Annotated in this window: 13 protein-coding genes; 9 read left to right on the top strand and 4 right to left on the bottom strand. The window is 58.5% G+C overall.

Annotated features, from left to right (window positions below; all coding sequences use genetic code 11):
- The first annotated feature begins 20 nt into the window (after positions 1–20).
- The 7 genes from ABIB24_RS13580 to ABIB24_RS13610 all read left to right on the top strand — a co-directional run bounded on the left by ABIB24_RS13580 (position 21) and on the right by ABIB24_RS13610 (position 7,824).
- Positions 21–1,280 (top strand): glycosyltransferase family 4 protein, encoded by a 1,260-nt coding sequence (locus ABIB24_RS13580; protein ID WP_274121071.1) that lies wholly within the window; start codon positions 21–23, stop codon positions 1,278–1,280.
- Positions 1,277–2,137, top strand: a complete 861-nt coding sequence (locus tag ABIB24_RS13585) for a dTDP-4-dehydrorhamnose reductase family protein (RefSeq protein WP_354316625.1) — start codon at positions 1,277–1,279, stop codon at positions 2,135–2,137. The genes ABIB24_RS13580 and ABIB24_RS13585 overlap by 4 nt, the downstream gene beginning before the upstream one ends.
- Before the next feature lie 21 nt (positions 2,138–2,158).
- On the top strand, positions 2,159–3,169 hold the full coding sequence (locus tag ABIB24_RS13590) for a polysaccharide biosynthesis protein (RefSeq protein WP_133978601.1): 1,011 nt from the start codon (positions 2,159–2,161) through the stop codon (positions 3,167–3,169).
- A complete protein-coding gene (gene wecB, locus ABIB24_RS13595; RefSeq protein WP_354316627.1) occupies positions 3,162–4,286 on the top strand; it encodes a non-hydrolyzing UDP-N-acetylglucosamine 2-epimerase in 1,125 nt (374 codons plus the stop codon). Before ABIB24_RS13590 ends, wecB begins: the two co-directional genes overlap by 8 nt.
- 216 nt (positions 4,287–4,502) lie before the next feature.
- Entirely contained in the window at positions 4,503–5,429 is a 927-nt protein-coding gene (locus tag ABIB24_RS13600; protein ID WP_289515116.1) for an NAD-dependent epimerase/dehydratase family protein, read from the top strand.
- Positions 5,430–5,440: 11 nt separating this feature from the next.
- Complete coding sequence (locus ABIB24_RS13605) at positions 5,441–6,556, top strand: glycosyltransferase family 4 protein (RefSeq protein ID WP_274121068.1); 1,116 nt, start codon at positions 5,441–5,443, stop codon at positions 6,554–6,556.
- Entirely contained in the window at positions 6,553–7,824 is a 1,272-nt protein-coding gene (locus ABIB24_RS13610) for an O-antigen ligase family protein (RefSeq protein ID WP_354316630.1), read from the top strand. The genes ABIB24_RS13605 and ABIB24_RS13610 overlap by 4 nt, the downstream gene beginning before the upstream one ends.
- A 3-nt stretch (positions 7,825–7,827) precedes the next feature.
- Here the strand turns inward: ABIB24_RS13610 and ABIB24_RS13615 are convergent, their stop codons facing one another.
- The 4 genes from ABIB24_RS13615 to ABIB24_RS13630 form a co-directional block, all read right to left on the bottom strand.
- Positions 7,828–9,222 carry a hypothetical protein gene (locus ABIB24_RS13615; protein ID WP_354316632.1) on the bottom strand — a complete coding sequence of 465 codons (1,395 nt, stop codon included), beginning with the start codon at positions 9,220–9,222 and terminating at the stop codon, positions 7,828–7,830.
- Between the two features lie 189 nt (positions 9,223–9,411).
- Positions 9,412–11,046 carry a hypothetical protein gene (locus ABIB24_RS13620; protein WP_354316634.1) on the bottom strand — a complete coding sequence of 545 codons (1,635 nt, stop codon included), beginning with the start codon at positions 11,044–11,046 and terminating at the stop codon, positions 9,412–9,414.
- Positions 11,047–11,165: 119 nt separating this feature from the next.
- Positions 11,166–12,071 carry a glycosyltransferase gene (locus tag ABIB24_RS13625; RefSeq protein WP_274121064.1) on the bottom strand — a complete coding sequence of 302 codons (906 nt, stop codon included), beginning with the start codon at positions 12,069–12,071 and terminating at the stop codon, positions 11,166–11,168.
- Positions 12,061–13,434 (bottom strand): lipopolysaccharide biosynthesis protein, encoded by a 1,374-nt coding sequence (locus ABIB24_RS13630; protein WP_354316636.1) that lies wholly within the window; start codon positions 13,432–13,434, stop codon positions 12,061–12,063. The genes ABIB24_RS13625 and ABIB24_RS13630 overlap by 11 nt, the downstream gene beginning before the upstream one ends.
- 322 nt (positions 13,435–13,756) lie before the next feature.
- Here ABIB24_RS13630 and ABIB24_RS13635 point away from each other — a divergent pair, with 322 nt between their 5' ends.
- Both ABIB24_RS13635 and ABIB24_RS13640 read left to right on the top strand, forming a co-directional pair.
- A complete protein-coding gene (locus ABIB24_RS13635) occupies positions 13,757–14,719 on the top strand; it encodes a UDP-glucose 4-epimerase family protein (RefSeq protein ID WP_394520676.1) in 963 nt (320 codons plus the stop codon).
- A complete protein-coding gene (locus ABIB24_RS13640; protein ID WP_274121061.1) occupies positions 14,716–15,735 on the top strand; it encodes an MraY family glycosyltransferase in 1,020 nt (339 codons plus the stop codon). Before ABIB24_RS13635 ends, ABIB24_RS13640 begins: the two co-directional genes overlap by 4 nt.
- The last annotated feature ends 40 nt before the right edge of the window (positions 15,736–15,775 follow it).

The raw sequence follows: 15,775 nt of genomic DNA on the forward strand, positions 1-15,775 counted from the left end.
GCCCAGAAGGATAAGTCAGTGTGACGCAAACACCTTTGAAAATTGCTGTGGTCAGCCAATATTTTTTTCCTGAAAACTTTATCATCAACGATATCGTTCGGGAATTGAGTGCGCTGGGTGTGCATGTTGAAGTTTTTACCGGCAAACCTAACTATCCAAGTGGTGAGGTTTTCCCAGGTTATACTGCCCATGATGCGGTTGAAGACTGCTTTGCTGGAACGATAGCTGTTCATCGGGCGCCACTGCGGCCGCGCAAGAAAGGTGGGGCGAAAAACCTGATCCTCAATTATTTTTCATTCGTGGCCAACGGCGTCAGGTACTTCACACGCCATGCAAAGCGCGGCCAGTTTGATGCCTACTTCGTATTTGCGCCATCGCCTGTCATTTCTGTAATTCCGGCACTAGCCATGAAACGCGCCCACCGTGCCCCTGTGTTTCTATGGGTACAGGACTTGTGGCCGGAAAGCCTTGCGGCCACGGGCTTCATTCGCAACAAATTCCTATTGTCGATCGTCGGCTTGCTGGTGCGCGGCCTTTATTGGGCCGTGGATGTATTGCTGGTACAGTCACGGGCGTTCATTGACCCGGTCAAGCGCTACGCGCGAGCCGACAAGATCAATTATTACCCCAACTCTTACCTGCAACAGGATGATTCCGGCGAAATCTGCAAATTGCCTGAGTCATTGACTGCCGTGTTGCGTAGTCACTTCTGCGTAGTGTTCGCCGGCAATTTGGGTAGCGCGCAAGGGTTGGCCACCATCGTCGAAGCTGCGCGGGTGCTGCACGCCGAGCAATCGCAAGCCCTTATCGTGATGGTCGGCACCGGCAGCAAAGCCGACTGGCTGGCAGAGCAGAAATGCAAATGGGGCCTGGACAACCTGATCATTGCTGGCGCCTACCCTCGTACGGCGATGGCCGAACTGTTCGAACTCAGTGCCGCATTGCTGGTTACACTCAAGCGAGACGAGATTTTCAGTTGTACCATTCCGAGTAAGGTGCAGGCCTACCTGGCAGCGGGCAGGCCGATAATTGGCAGCCTGGATGGTGAGGGCGCCCGCGTCATCAACGACGCTGCTGCCGGTATTACCTGCCCTGCCGAAGACGCGGCCGGGCTTGCAGCGTGCATAAGGTCGATGCTGGCCATGCCGCAGACGCAGCGAGAACAGATGGGCACACAGGCAAGGGCTTACTTCTTGAAACACTTCGAACTCAAGGCCCAGTGCAAGGCACTGGTGCGCATGTTCGAACAACGGATTGAACAGGACAAGGCGACGCAATGAACATATTGGTACTGGGTGTCTCGGGCATGCTGGGCAACGCCGTCTTCCGGTATTTCTCGGCCAATTCGCAGCACCGGGTGGTGGGCACGCTGCGCTCGTCGTCCGGGCGCAGGTTCTTCACGCCTGATCAGGCTGAGCATCTCCTGTGTGGTGTAGATGTACTTGATGCTGACGCGCTGATGGCGGCTTTCGCTAAGGCTAAGCCGGATGTGGTAATCAATTGCGTGGGCCTGATCAAGCAACTGGCTGATGCCAAGGACCCGCTTACTGCACTGCCAATCAACGCCATGCTCCCGCATCGCCTGGCTACGCTCTGCCGCGTGGCTGGCGCGCGCCTGATCCATGTCAGTACCGATTGCGTATTTTCGGGTGCCAAGGGCATGTACCGGGAGCAGGACGAGTCTGACTGCACCGACTTGTATGGCAAGTCCAAATACATTGGCGAATTGCACGACCTTGACGATGCCGTAACGCTGCGTACATCCATGATTGGTCATGAATTGCAAAGCAATGCATCGCTGGTCGACTGGTTCCTGTCCCAGCAGGGCAGTGTGAAGGGTTTCACCAAGGCGGTTTTCTCGGGGCTGCCGACCGCCGAACTGGCCAGGGTGATGCTGGACTACGTCATTCCCAACCCTGCGCTGAAGGGGCTTTACCACGTTTCTGCAGAGCCGATCGACAAGTATGAGCTGCTCAGGCAGGTGGCGAAGGTTTACGGCAAGGACATCAATATCGTACCGGACGACAAACTGGTGATCGATCGTTCGCTGGACTCTTCTCGCTTCCGTGCAGATGCGGGCTACCAGCCACCTTCCTGGCCGGCGCTCATACAATTCATGCACGAGCAGCGTCAATAACGAATTACAAGGAGCGCACAGGTGTTCGATAACAAGATTCTGATGATTACCGGTGGTACCGGTTCTTTCGGCAATACGGTACTCAAGCGTTTTCTGAATACCAACGTCAAGGAAATCCGCGTTTTCAGCCGTGACGAGAAAAAGCAGGAAGACATGCGTATTGCCTTGTCCAACGACAAGGTGAAGTTTTATATCGGCGATGTGCGTGACTATCAAAGCGTGGCAGAGGCCATGGTCGGGGTGGATTACATCTTCCATGCCGCTGCGTTGAAGCAGGTGCCGTCCTGCGAGTTCTATCCGATGGAAGCCGTGAAGACCAATGTCATCGGTACCGAAAACGTGCTGAATGCGGCCATCGCCAACGGAGTGCAGCGCGTGGTGGTGCTGAGCACCGACAAGGCAGTGTACCCGATCAACGCCATGGGCATTTCCAAGGCGATGGCGGAAAAACTGATGGTGGCCAAGTCACGGATGATTCCTCAGCAGGGCCCGGTGATCTGCGCCACCCGTTACGGTAACGTCATGGCCTCGCGGGGGTCGGTGATTCCGCTGTTCGTCGATCAGCTCAAGGCCGGCAACGAACTGACAGTGACCGACCCGAACATGACGCGCTTCCTGATGTCGCTGGAGGACTCGGTGGATCTGGTGCTGCATGCCTTCGAGAACGCCCAGCAGGGGGACATTTTCGTGCAGAAGGCGCCGGCCTCTACCGTGCAGGAGCTGGCAGAAGCGCTGCGCCAGTTGTTCAAGCGGGAAAACCCCATCAAGGTGATTGGGACCCGACATGGCGAAAAGCTCTACGAATCCCTTATTTCCCGCGAGGAGATGGCCAAGGCCGACGACATGGGCCGTTACTACCGGATCCCGGCCGACAACCGCGACCTGAACTACAAAAAATACTTTGTCGAAGGCGAACAGCATATCTCCGAGCTGGATGACTACACCTCCCACAATACCGAGCGGCTCGACATCGATGGCATCAAGGCCCTGCTGCTGAAACTCGACTATATCCAGGAACAACTCAATGCTTAAGGTCATGACCCTGGTCGGCACCCGGCCTGAACTGATCAAGATGAGCCGCGTCATCGCTGAACTCGACGAGCAGGCCAACCATGTACTGGTGCATTCCGGCCAGAACTACGATTACGAGCTCAACCAGGTGTTCTTCGATGACCTGGGCATTCGCAAGCCGGATCACTTCCTGGGGGCGGTGGGTAGCACGGCAGCCGGTACTATCGCCGAAGTCATCGCCAAGTCCGATGAAATCTTCGAGCTGGAAAAACCCGACGCCCTGCTGCTGTATGGCGACACCAACACGTGCCTGGCCGTGATCGCTGCCAAGCGTCGGAAGATCCCTGTGTTCCACATGGAGGCGGGTAACCGTTGCTTCGATCAGCGGGTGCCGGAAGAGTTGAACCGCAAGGTGCTCGACCACCTCAGCGATATCAATATGGTGCTGACCGAGCATGCCCGGCGCTACCTGCTGGATGAAGGTATCCGCCCGGAAACCATCATCAAGACCGGTTCGCACATGCAGGAGGTGCTGGACTACTACCGACCTCGTATCGACGCCTCCACGGTACTGGAGCGCGAGGGGCTGGAGGAGGGCAAGTACTTCATCGTCAGCACCCACCGTGAAGAGAACGTCGATACGCCACAGAACCTGCGCGATCTGCTGGCCTCGCTGCGCGCCCTGGCCGATACCTATGGCTTCTCGATCATCGTCTCCACCCATCCGCGTACCCGCAAGCGCCTCGAGGACCTGGGCGAAAGCCTGGAGCATCCACTGATTCGCTTCGTCAAACCTTATGGCCTGCTCGACTATATCCGTCTGCAGATGGGCGCGTTGTGTGTGCTCTCGGACAGCGGCACCATCACCGAAGAGGCTTCGCTGCTGAACTTGCCGGCGGTCACGATCCGTAACGCCCATGAGCGCCCGGAAGGCATGGATGAAGGCACCCTGATCATGTGCGGCCTTACCCCGGACCGCGTGCTGGATGCCGTGCGCGTGGTGATCAGTCAGCATGACCGCGGCCAGCGGGTGATCCCGGTGGTGCAGGATTACCTGGGCGGGCCGGTCTCCAAGCAGGTGGTACGGATCGTGTATAGCTATACCGATTACATTAACCGTACGGTCTGGTCCAAGTAACCAGTCCAAGGCTAGTTCCCGTCAATCACGCTAATCGGGGCCGCCTTGCGGGCCATTGCCGGCAAGCCAGCGTCAATTCTGAGCGGAGCTCAAGAATGGCGCGCTTTCTGTGGGAAGCTTGTCGCCGAAGGACTGTGCAGCAGCCCCTTTTTAGCCAGCTGACAGGTATCAGCGCTTACTAAACCCCGCCTTGGCTGATGGAGAAGCGAACGGCCTATGAACACGCTGGTAGTGATTGGGGGAAGCGGCTTCGTTGGCCGGCATTTCCTGGATGTATGTAACACGCTGGATGACACCGAGGTCATCTATGCGGTCCACCGTACCGAGCCCGACTGGTTGACCAACGCCACGGTGCATGTTGAACGCTTTGATGTGAATGACCCCAGGAGCCTCGCAGCCATACTTGTACCTGGCTGCACTGTGATCAATCTTTTGCGGCCCGATGGCAGTGGCTGGTTCGAACCGGCGATCGCCAATGTGCTCGCTGCGTGCGATCAAGCGCGCATCAAGCGTTATGTGCACGTGTCGAGTATCGATGTGTTCGGTGCCGCGCCGGACGCGGTGGTCGATGCCTCCACGCGGCTCGAACCAAGAACGCCATACGAGCGTGAGCACGCCGGTGCTGAAGCGCTGGCACGCGCGGTACCGGCTACCCGTTTCGAAGTGGTGGTGCTGCGCCTGGGAGCGGTGTTTGGTGATGGCGGGCTGAACATCGTGTCGTTCGTACGCGAAGTGTCCAGCGCGCCTGCCTGGAAGCTGGCATTACGCCGTATGCTTTACGGGCCTCGCCGCATGCACCTGGTCAGTGTTGAAAAGGTGGCGCAAACCTTGGCATTCGTTGCCCGGGTGCCACAGGTGCGCCAAGGGGAAGTCGTCCTCGTAACGGATGACGCGGCTCCGGAAAACAACTTTGGCTATTTGCAGGACGCCCTGATGCAGGCGTTTGGCCGGCCCTCGATCAGCTACTTGCCACACCTGCCGCAAGGTTTGCTCGGCTTACTGTTACGTATGCGCCGAATCAGCAATGCAAACCCGATGCGCCGCTTCAGTGAACGGCGGCTTGCTGAGTGGCAGCAGCCAACTACGGCCGACTTCAAACAGCAATTGCAGCGCTACATCGTACTGCTGAGGGCGTCGGCATGAGGGTGTTACTGGTGAATATTTCACTGGATGCCAAGCTCGGCGGTGGTACAGCGGAGCGCACTCGGCACCTGGCGCTGCACCTGGCCAAGGCCGGTAGCACGTGCGAAGTCGTGGCCATGACCGGTAACTCGTGGCAGCAGGATTTTGACGAGCAGGGAGTGAAAAGCTATATCACTGGCCGCATCGGCCAGCGCTTTCCGATCCCGTTGCTCAACCCCTGGCGGGCTTGGCGCGCGGTGCGCAACGCCGATGTATTGCACATCATGGGCTACTGGAATCTGTTGAGCGTCGCCATGGGCCTGCTGGCGGTGATTGGTCGGCGTCCCTATATACTGTGCCCGGCGGGCGAATTTGCCTCAGTTGGTTCGCCACGACCGATCATGAAAGTGTTCCACTTGCTGCTGGGCCGTTGGCTGATCAAGTGGGCTTCAGGCTTTATCGCCATTACCGACCTGGAGCAGGGGCTGATTGCTCAGGTGGCAGGCATGCCGGCGGCTTCTATTCCGGTTATCGGCAATGCCGTGGCTGAGCCAGGTCCGACGTGGGGGGCAGGGGCTGTGCCACTGCCGGATGAGCCCTTCATTCTGTTCATGGGCCGGCTTGCCCCGGTCAAAGGGCCGGACTTCCTCATTCAGGCCTATCTCGACTCGCCCACGGCGCAGCGTTACCCCTTGGTGATGGCTGGTCCGGACTTTGGCATGCAGCAGGAACTTCAGGCTCAGGTAGATGCCTCGGGCCTGGCCGGGCGCATTCACTTCATCGGTTTTCTTGACGAAACACAGCGTACCCAGGTGTATCGCCAGGCAATGATGCTGGTCATTCCTTCGCGTTCGGAGGCCATGTCGCTGGTTGCCCTGGAAGCCGGGGTTGTCGGTTTACCGGTTTTGCTCACTGATACTTGCGGTTTCGACCAGGTCGAGCAGGTACAGGGTGGGCTGGTGGTCCCGGCCAGTGCTGCAGGTATCGCTTCAGGCCTTGAGCGTATGCTGGCTGATTCTGCCGAGCTCAAGGCCAAGGGCGGGCGACTCAAGGCCTACATTATCGAGCACTACACCTGGTCGGCCACGGTGCAGGTGATGTTGCAGCGTTTTACCCGCCTGCTGCGTACGGGTTCGATGGTCGAGTGAGCGTGCCTGTCGGCTTCGCCGGAGGGCATCGCAGTTGTGCTAGCTCCCCGGCGATGCAGGATGACGAGGCGCAGCTGTCCTTTCAACGATTCATGGCGGTCAGGTTTGAAATGTCGGTGCTTGAGCGTTGTTATAAAGGCGTTACCCAGGAGCATGTGCTGTTTGCATTGTTTTTCCTGGCGATATTTTATGGAAATATCTATGCAAGGGTGACGCTACCGCTCGCAATATATATTTTGCCGATGCTGGCGTTACGCTTGAAGATCAGAACGATCAAGTGGCAGGCGGTGATGCCCGCGCTGGCTTGCCTGCCGGTAGTGTTTCAGTTTTTCGGTGCGTACCCACCGATCAAGAATGATATCTCCGTCTACTTTTGCTTCTTTTACTCTGCCGTATCCATCCTGGTGCTGAGCAGATGCAGGGTCGAAGAATTGCTGGTTCAGAACTGCATCCTCTTCGGCTGTATATTGATTGCGTTCATCATGCTGGCGAATGCGGCGCTTGGTTATCGGGAACAGCTCGATTTCTACACCTTGAAGAATCTGGTTGCGACGCCTCTGGGAAGCTCCAACTACCTGGCCGTCTTTTTGCTGGTCGGTACTCTGGTGGCTTTGTATGCCAGGCAGTACCTATGTGCCATTGCCCTGGTTGGGGCATTCATGTTCACGTTTTCCCGTACCGGGTATGCGATGTTGATGCTCGCTGTCGCCATCTGGTTGCTCGACACCAGAACCACACTGCTTACCCGATACCCCCGTTTTTTTGCCTTTGCGTTCATTACCTGCAGCCTGATTGTGTTCCTGACCGCTTTCTTCCTGAAAGACGGGTTGCCGGAGTCCTTGTCCATCCGCGCAGGCCTTTGGCATGCGGCGGTGTATCACATTGCCGACCATCCGCTGATCGGTACGCCACGCTCCGAATATTTCTACATATTCAATGGATTGGCATGGGACCCGCACAATTCGATCTTGAACATGCTCCTGTTGCTGGGGGTGGGCGGTACTGCCGTCTACCTGTTTTATCTTTACTGCGTCATGCGGCTGTTTTCGCAACTGGCAAGCGGCTCGACGTTTTGGCGCTCGGTGTTCATAGCCTCAGCCGTTACACTCCTTTGGAGCCTCTTTGAAGTAGTTTTACTGACACCGGCTTATGATACTTTGCTGGCATCGCTGTTTGCGCTGGCTATCGCCAGAAGCTCAGGTGCCGAATGGGCCGCGTCGCCAGCTGTGTCTGAAAGCACCAGTGTCGGCCTGACCGTGGCGAGATAAGGTTCAGCTTGCCGGTTGCACCTCGCTAGCCGATTTGCGGCGTCCTGCCAGGGTTGAGCTGCAAATGAACAGGGTAAATGCATAGGGCATCCAAACGATCGGGCGCTGGTAGATGCTTAACGCAAACAGACCGAAGAACAGCAGCACCCACAAACGGCGCTTGGCATTGTGGGTTATGGCCAGGGTCAGGCTGATCATGGCCAACGCGAACAGCACGGCACCGATCAGGCCAAAATCTGTAAGTATGCGTGTCACCACCTGCGAAACCCCGCCATAGACCACGCTGGAGTCGGCCCCCATGCCGAACAGCAGAGTACGGGTGTCTGCATCCAGGTACCGGGCGAAGAGTTTGTCCATCTCTGGTAACGAGCGATTGTTGATGTACTCGGTCTGGCGCAATTGTTGGTCAGGTTCTGGCGGTTGCACTGCAACTGGTGCAGCAGACACTGGGGCGCCAGTGCTGGCCGATGATGTGGCGTTTTTACCCTGCGGGATGACCAGTGCTTGTCGGGTCGGAGTGCTCGGGTCGAGGGCGTGTGTCCGTGCTGGCGTGGGTGCCGTTGGTTGCCGGTCCGGGCCGTCAGGCTTGATGATGCCCAATACCAGCAGGCCGAACAGCCCGAGGATGGCCAGTGGAAGCAGGGTCAGCGGTGAGCGCGCCTGCATCAGACGGAACAGGAAGCCGATGGTAGCCATGACTATGAATGCCAGGGAAAACGACAACACACCACCAACAAAGATGATGAGAAAAGGGAAAGGCTTGAGCCTGAAGCGGTTGCCCGCCAGGAGGAATGCCGAAACTGTGCCGACCATGCCGGGCTCGTCGTACATGGCGCACAACCGGTAGAGTTCGCCACCCCAAGGTAGCGACACGTGGTTGCCGGACAGCAGAAGCGCCCCGGGTGCGTGCAAGTAGAAACCCCCGGCTTCAGCCATCGCAGGGTTGAGCAGAGGCAGGCGGTCCATATGCACCGTCAGGCCGGCAATCTTGCACAGGGACACGACGATACCCGGGATCAGGCTGACCGCGAAGAACCAGGCGAACCATTGCAGTACCTTGCCGCGGCGCTGGTCTGAGAACACCGCAAGGGCAAAGATGGTTGGTAGCACGAAATACCAGCGCGTAGTACTGCCGTCGAGCTTGGGCAACATGCTGATGTAGAGCACGAAAAGGCATATCAGGATGAACCCTGGCACCTCGCGCCGGCGCGGGCGGTCGCCGAGCAGGAAGGCGCCGATGGCCAGGCAACCCGAAAGCATCCCGGCAATTGCCATGTGACGCAACGAATTCCAGAGAAAATACGGGTTCAGTGTTACCCAGGCGCATAGCGAAAATAGCGGCGCCAGCATGGCGTCAATGGGTGCGCTCGAGCTGTAAGTCCTTATAGCCACAGTCATAGTGAGGGGATCTGCCTGATCACACCTGAGCCAGGCCGATCAACAGGCAGTATCGGCATGTGCTCGGCTTAGGGTTGGGAGGATTGACCTCGCTTTGACAAGTAGCGAGGCGCAGCGGTGCGATAATCTTTCGCACGTTCGTCGGATACCTCCGGCGATCCCCTCTGTCCCTGAAGCCGAAACGATGAATTAAAGCGCTGGTGTGAGTGCAACCGACCCCGTTCTTGGAGCACTTACAATAATGCGCGCCAGATACAATCCCGCGATGAACCCAAGTAGTTCGATGAGGAAGAACATCTGCACGCGCGGGAAGTTGGTCTGCACCACCAGATAGGCCAAGGCCACACCAATGGTCGCGCGAGTGAATACATTGCCAACCAGTTGGCTCGCCAGCCGTTCGGCAAGAATGCCGGCGGCAAACAGCAGTGTCAGGCCGGCGGCCAGCACTGCCAGGTTGCCGCTGTAGAGCAGAATGGCCAGCGGGCCGGGAATGGTCATGAACGTGAAGTTTTCGAAAGCCTGGTACTGTGCATTCGACATACGCTGGTAGATGGCCTGAGTGCCGGCTTCCGGGCGCTCGGCCAGGCTGCGCAGAAATAGAGGCCAGCCGGTGTTCTCGTGGCTGACCACCGCCAGTATCCCTTCCAGGCCAACCCAGCGGTCCACCACCAGTTTGCTCAGTTCCATCAGCATACCTTTCCAGCGGGCACGCTTGACCTCGGCGGTTTCCTCGAGAGGAGCCACGGTTACTGGAACAGGTTTTGCGTAGACAGGCGCCGCCGATACTGGGTTCGCGATCAGCTGCAGTTGAGGGAGTGCTGGTGCCAGTGCGCCTGCAACTGCCTGCGCTGAATCGGCCGGTGCTATGAGCAGGCTGGTAGATGGACGCACAGGCGCCAGTTTGACGTCGCTCACCGCCTGCTCGCCGATAGCCATGGAGGCCACGACTGGTCGGGCTTGGGCGAACGACTGCAGTCGGTCGGCAGACACCAATAGCAGTGATGCCACGAACAACACCGCCGTCACCAGCAGAATCCTGATCCATTGGACGAAGCGCAATGCAGTGACCAGATCGCGGCCATGCACCAGGTAAACCGCGAACGGCGCGGCCACATGCAGGATCATCTGCGCCCGACTGCCCATGGATACCGCTGTTACCGCGCCTTCCAGAATGAGAATGTAGAACAGCGTCTCCAGCTTCATCTGGCGCGCCTGTACCAGCCAGTAACCCAAGGTGGCAAGCAGGATCAGGTTGCCCCAGGCGATCATGAACGAGACCAGTACGTAGACGTAGCTGTGGAGCTTCAGCGCAGGCTCGGTGCCCACCTTGAGAATGGCAAACTTGAAATTTGCGGCCAGTAACAGGGCCGTGAGCAGTATGGCCAGCCACATGGACGGTTTGAGCAGCCCGCGCGGCCGCTCGATATGGATGACTGCTGGCGGCTGTAGGCGCGAAGCAACGGCTTGGCAGGCCAGTAGTGTGGCAAATGCGATATTCAGGGCCAGCATGGCTGAATCCCATGCCTTCGACGAATTATCGAAGGCCCCGATTGGTTCGATGAACTGGGTGCCGAGAATGAAATGCAGCACCAGCTTCGCCCAGCAGCCGAGAATCAGGAATGCCAACAGGAAGAACGAGAAGAAGCTGGTGCGGTTGGACAGCAAGCTGCGTACCAGCAAGCCGGCCAGAAAACCGTTAAGCAGCAGCGGCGCCAGGGACGCTGGATAGTCCACTGCTGCGGCGAGTGTGGCCACGGCAACCAGCAGTAACGCACTGACATGCAAGTAGCGGTTACCCAGCAAGTGAGCTTGAACACTCTTCATCCGCGCGCTCCAGGAGGGGGATAATGGTTTTGCTGCTCTCGATACCTGCGGGACCGCTGAACCTACAGGCGCTGCACAAGATTAACGGAGTTGGGGCAATCATCGATTGCCCCGGAAACTCAGGCTTTGGACTTGGGCCTGAAAATGGTCAGCACGTAACTTACCATCTTGCGGGAAAGAATCGACGGCGGGTCCAGCAGTGCGGCCTTGCCCATGCGTACCACGAACATTGCATAGCGCCCGGAGAATCCGTGCATGAAGCCCGAAAGCATATGGGCATTGGCAACCGCCTTGCGCTTCCAGCCAAGGATGGAAGGCGACAGACCGCTGGTCTGGTAAAGGCTGTTGATTACCTTCAGCGGCTCGTCGGAACGTTCGGCGTTGCATGGGTTGTAAGTGGTCGAGCCGGAGTGTATGCGGAAGTCTGCCAGTGGCTCGGCCACCCGAGTAAATGGCCCGTATTGGCAAAGGCGCAGGAAGAAGTCCATGTCCGGGATATTGCGCAGTCCGGTGTTCCAGCCACCCACCTTGTCCCACACCGAACGCCGGAACAGCGCCCCAGGGCCTGGCAGGCACTGGAAGTTTGCGATCAGCAGGCGCTCTTCGTAGTCGGGTGTCTGCACAGTGCGCACGTGCTTGGAGTCTTCATCGATGACGCAGAAGTCCGGGTAGGCCAGCACGGCCTCAGGCTCCTTGGCCATGGTTGCGACGATGGCCTCGACGGCGCGTGGGTGCAGGCGGTCGTCGGCGCTCAGGTAACCTAGCAGCTCGCCACTACTTTGCTGCCAGCCAAAATTCATCGCCGCACTCTGTCCGGCGTTGACTTGACGGTAACGAATGAAATTGCCCGGGTGTTGCTCCAGCAGTGCCGCGGTGTCGTCGGTGGAGCCATCGTCGACGACGATCAGCTCTACGTTCGGGTAGGTCTGCTGTAGCACACTGTCGATCGCATCCAGAACATAGCGCCCGGTATTATAGGTAGGGATGATGATCGACACCTTGGGCATTATGTTGCTAGCGTCCATGAGATACCTTTCGACGGTAATAGAGGCGCATGAACCTGCGCAATGAAGAGTAATCGGCGGTAGTGCTGAGGTTGAATATGCGTTTGACGCAATAGATCTGTGCCAGCGATTGGCAGACCCCACCGAGGCTGTATACCACGGCCAAACCGATGATTCCATGCAGCCACATGGCCACTAGTCCGGCCGCAATCATGCATAGGCCGCTGATCACGGAAATACGCATGGCCACGTGCTGTTTCTGCAGCATCATCAGCACAAACCCGGCAGTACCGGCGTAAGTTTGCGCCAGTTGCGAAACGCCGAGGATGGCAAAAATATAGTATGCATTGGCGTATTCGCTGGACCAGACATGGGCCAGCAGGAACTGGCCGCACAGAATGAACAGTAGGTAGCCCGCCAGGCCGAGCACCGTCGCTGCACCAGCGCCCACCCCCAGCACGCGCTGCAGGTAGCGCCTTTTGCCCCGAACCCAGATGCGCCCGATGGAGGGCGCCACCACCGTGTTGATCACCGCCAAAGGTATCAGTACCAAGGCTGCCAGGCGTGAAGCCAGGCCATAGATGGCCAGCCCGGCCGCATCACCGAACCAGGCGATGATCCATAAGTCGGCCTGCGCCATGATGAACAGCACCACGGTAGTGGTGAGGTTGGGGCGGGTTTCACGCAGCAGGGTAGTATAGCCAATGTTGCTGGCTGGCTTGTCCTGCTGCTGCGCCCGATACCAGCGCCGCAGACTCCAGGCGCCCAGCAGCGTGGTGCAGCCGGCACCCACCGCACCGGCCAGGATCAACGTGCTCAGCTCTATGTGCAATTCGCCGCGCCAGGCCAGGATCACCGTTGCTGCACTGGCCAGGCTGGCCCCGGTGGTCAGGAAGCTGGCTTGCACGAAGTGGCCCAGCGCCCGGTGCTGTTCGGACAGGATAGTGCTCATCGCCGCCAGGATCATGCTCAGCGACACGAGCGGCGCAATACCGTGCAGCAGGCGCAGCAGGTCGTCGCCTTCGTAACGCGACAACACCTGCATGAAAACGTTGAACCCGATGGCCAGGGCAATGGTCGAAAGCACCGCCAGCAGCAAGGTGCGGCGTAATACCTGTTTGACCTGACCACCGTCGCGGTGCCCCTGTGCTGTGGAAATACAGGCCGGTGCGGTGATGCTTAGCCCCAACTGGCCCAAGGTAGCGAGTGCGGCAATCAGCGATTGCGCCAGAAAGAACAGCCCCACCGAAGTTTGCGGCATGGTCAGGGGAATGATGATGCCCGTCAGGGCGCCGGTACCCAGCAGCAGGAAGCGGCCAAATATGGCGGCAATACTTGCGGCTATGGGGGAGGATAGCGCGTTGGTGACTTTCCCTGTGGACATGGATTCTTATAGGTACCTGGAACGGAGGAGGGATTCTGTTTTGTTTTGCATAGGCTGTCCATGCTCTGTATGCAATGGCGTCGAGGCATTTTGATATCGCTCATGGATATGAGCTGGAATATCGACAGCCGATTTGTAGTTTTGGTTCGGATTCATTAGGGTCGTGTGTATCCGCTGTTCAGCTTGCGCAAATTAGCTGATGCCTGGGTGTCCTAGACCAAGGTTTTGTCAGAAATTTCTGCATGTTACGTGCGAGCCTTCAATTGTCATGCGTTCTGTCCGATAGTAATAACCACTAAACCCAAAAAGTGATCAGGTGCGAATGAAAGTAATTTTGACGGGTGCGTCCGGCTTCGTCGGGGGGGCAGTACTGAAGGCGCTCAGTCGTAATGCAAACGTCGAAACAGTCGTCCCTTTGCGTTCACCATTGCGCCAGATGCCAGCTGGGGTTGTCAGTTACCCGATTGGCGACCTCACCGATGACCAGAGCGCGCAGTTGCTGGCCCACCGTCCCGATGTGGTGGTGCACTGTGCATCGCGCGTGCACATCATGAGCGACACCGCCAGCGACCCGCTGGCAGAGTTTCGCCGCATCAACGTTGACGGTACCTTGGCCTTCGCCCGCGCTGCCAGCGCGGCCGGTGCCCGCCGTTTCGTGTTCATCAGCTCTATCAAGGTCAATGGCGAGCAGACCCACCCTGGCCAGGCCTATAGTGCCGATGACATGCCGCACCCGGTCGACCCCTACGGTATTTCCAAGCACGAGGCGGAGCAGGGGCTGCTGGCGCTGGGAGCGCAAACCGGTATGGAAATCGTCATCATCCGCCCGGTACTGGTGTATGGCCCGGGGGTGAAGGCCAACTTCCTCAGCATGATGCGCTGGCTTGACCGTGGCGTGCCGTTACCTTTTGGCGCCATTCACAACCGTCGCAGTCTGGTGGCGCTGGACAACGTGGTGGACCTGGTACTGACCTGCATCGACCACCCGGCAGCGGCCAACCAGGTGTTTCTGGTCAGTGATGGCGAAGACCTGTCCACCACCGAACTGCTGGCGCGCATGGCCAGAGCCCTGGGCAAGCCGGCACGTCTGCTGCCGGTGCCGGCCTGGCTGTTGAGCAGCGGTGCCAAGGTCCTGGGCAAGGGTTCGCTGTCCCAGCGCCTGTGTGGCTCGCTACAAGTAGACATCGATAAAACCTGTAAACTGCTCGGCTGGCGACCCCCGGTGCGGGTGGATGCGGCCCTTTTGGCAGCAGCCAGGTACTATCAGGAAAAAAACAATCAATGATGCTCTTTTGGGCTTTACCCACCGTACTGCTGCTGTCCTTGCTGATGACCGCCGGCCTGCGCCGCTACGCGCTGGCGCGAAGTGTCATCGATGTGCCCAATGCCCGCAGTTCGCACACCGTACCTACGCCACGCGGTGGTGGTGTGGCGATCGTGGTGACTTTCCTGCTGGCTATTGTCGGTGTAATGCTCAGCGGGGTAGGGGAGAGCCGCACGCTGATGGCTCTGGGTGGCGGCGGTGCGCTGATCGCCATTATCGGTTTCATGGACGACCACGGTCACATTCCGGCCCGCTGGCGTCTGCTGGGGCATTTCATAGCCGCCACCTGGATGCTGGTCTGGATGGGCGGGCTGCCGCCGCTCACTTTCTTTGGCTGGCAGGTGGATCTAGGTTGGCTGGGGGGCGTACTGGCCGCCGTATACCTGGTGTGGCTGTTGAACCTTTACAACTTCATGGACGGCATCGACGGCATTGCGAGCATCGAAGCCATCACTGTGTGCCTGGGAGCGGCTTCGCTATACTCTTTGGCGGGCTTGGGGGGGCATGCCGTGCTGCCATTGCTGCTGGCCGCTGCGGTGGCCGGGTTCCTGTTCTGGAACTTCCCGCCGGCAAAAATCTTCATGGGTGACGCTGGCAGCGGCTTCCTCGGCATCGTCCTCGGAGGCCTGTCTTTGCAGGCGGCCTGGTTGGCCCCGGAGCTGCTCTGGTGCTGGTTGATCCTGCTCGGGGTGTTCATTGTCGACGCAACCTATACCTTGGTGCGCCGCCTACTGCGCGGTGACAAGGTGTACGAGGCCCATCGCAGCCACGGCTATCAGTTCGCCTCGCGGCAATTCGGCAGGCACCTACCGGTAACGCTGGCGGTAGCCGCGCTGAACCTGTGCTGGTTGCTGCCGATAGCTTTTTGCGTTGCGCGGCTAGGCCTGGATGGCACAGTGGGCGTGTTGCTTGCCTATATCCCGCTGGTGCTGCTGGCGGTGCGCTTTCGCGCTGGCCAAATTGAAGAAAGACATTAAGGTGATGTGAGCGACTTGATGTCAGGGAATTTCTGGAAAC

The sequence above is a fragment of the Pseudomonas sp. UYEF17 genome (assembly GCF_040546125.1).
GTDB lineage: Bacteria > Pseudomonadota > Gammaproteobacteria > Pseudomonadales > Pseudomonadaceae > Aquipseudomonas > Aquipseudomonas putida_Z.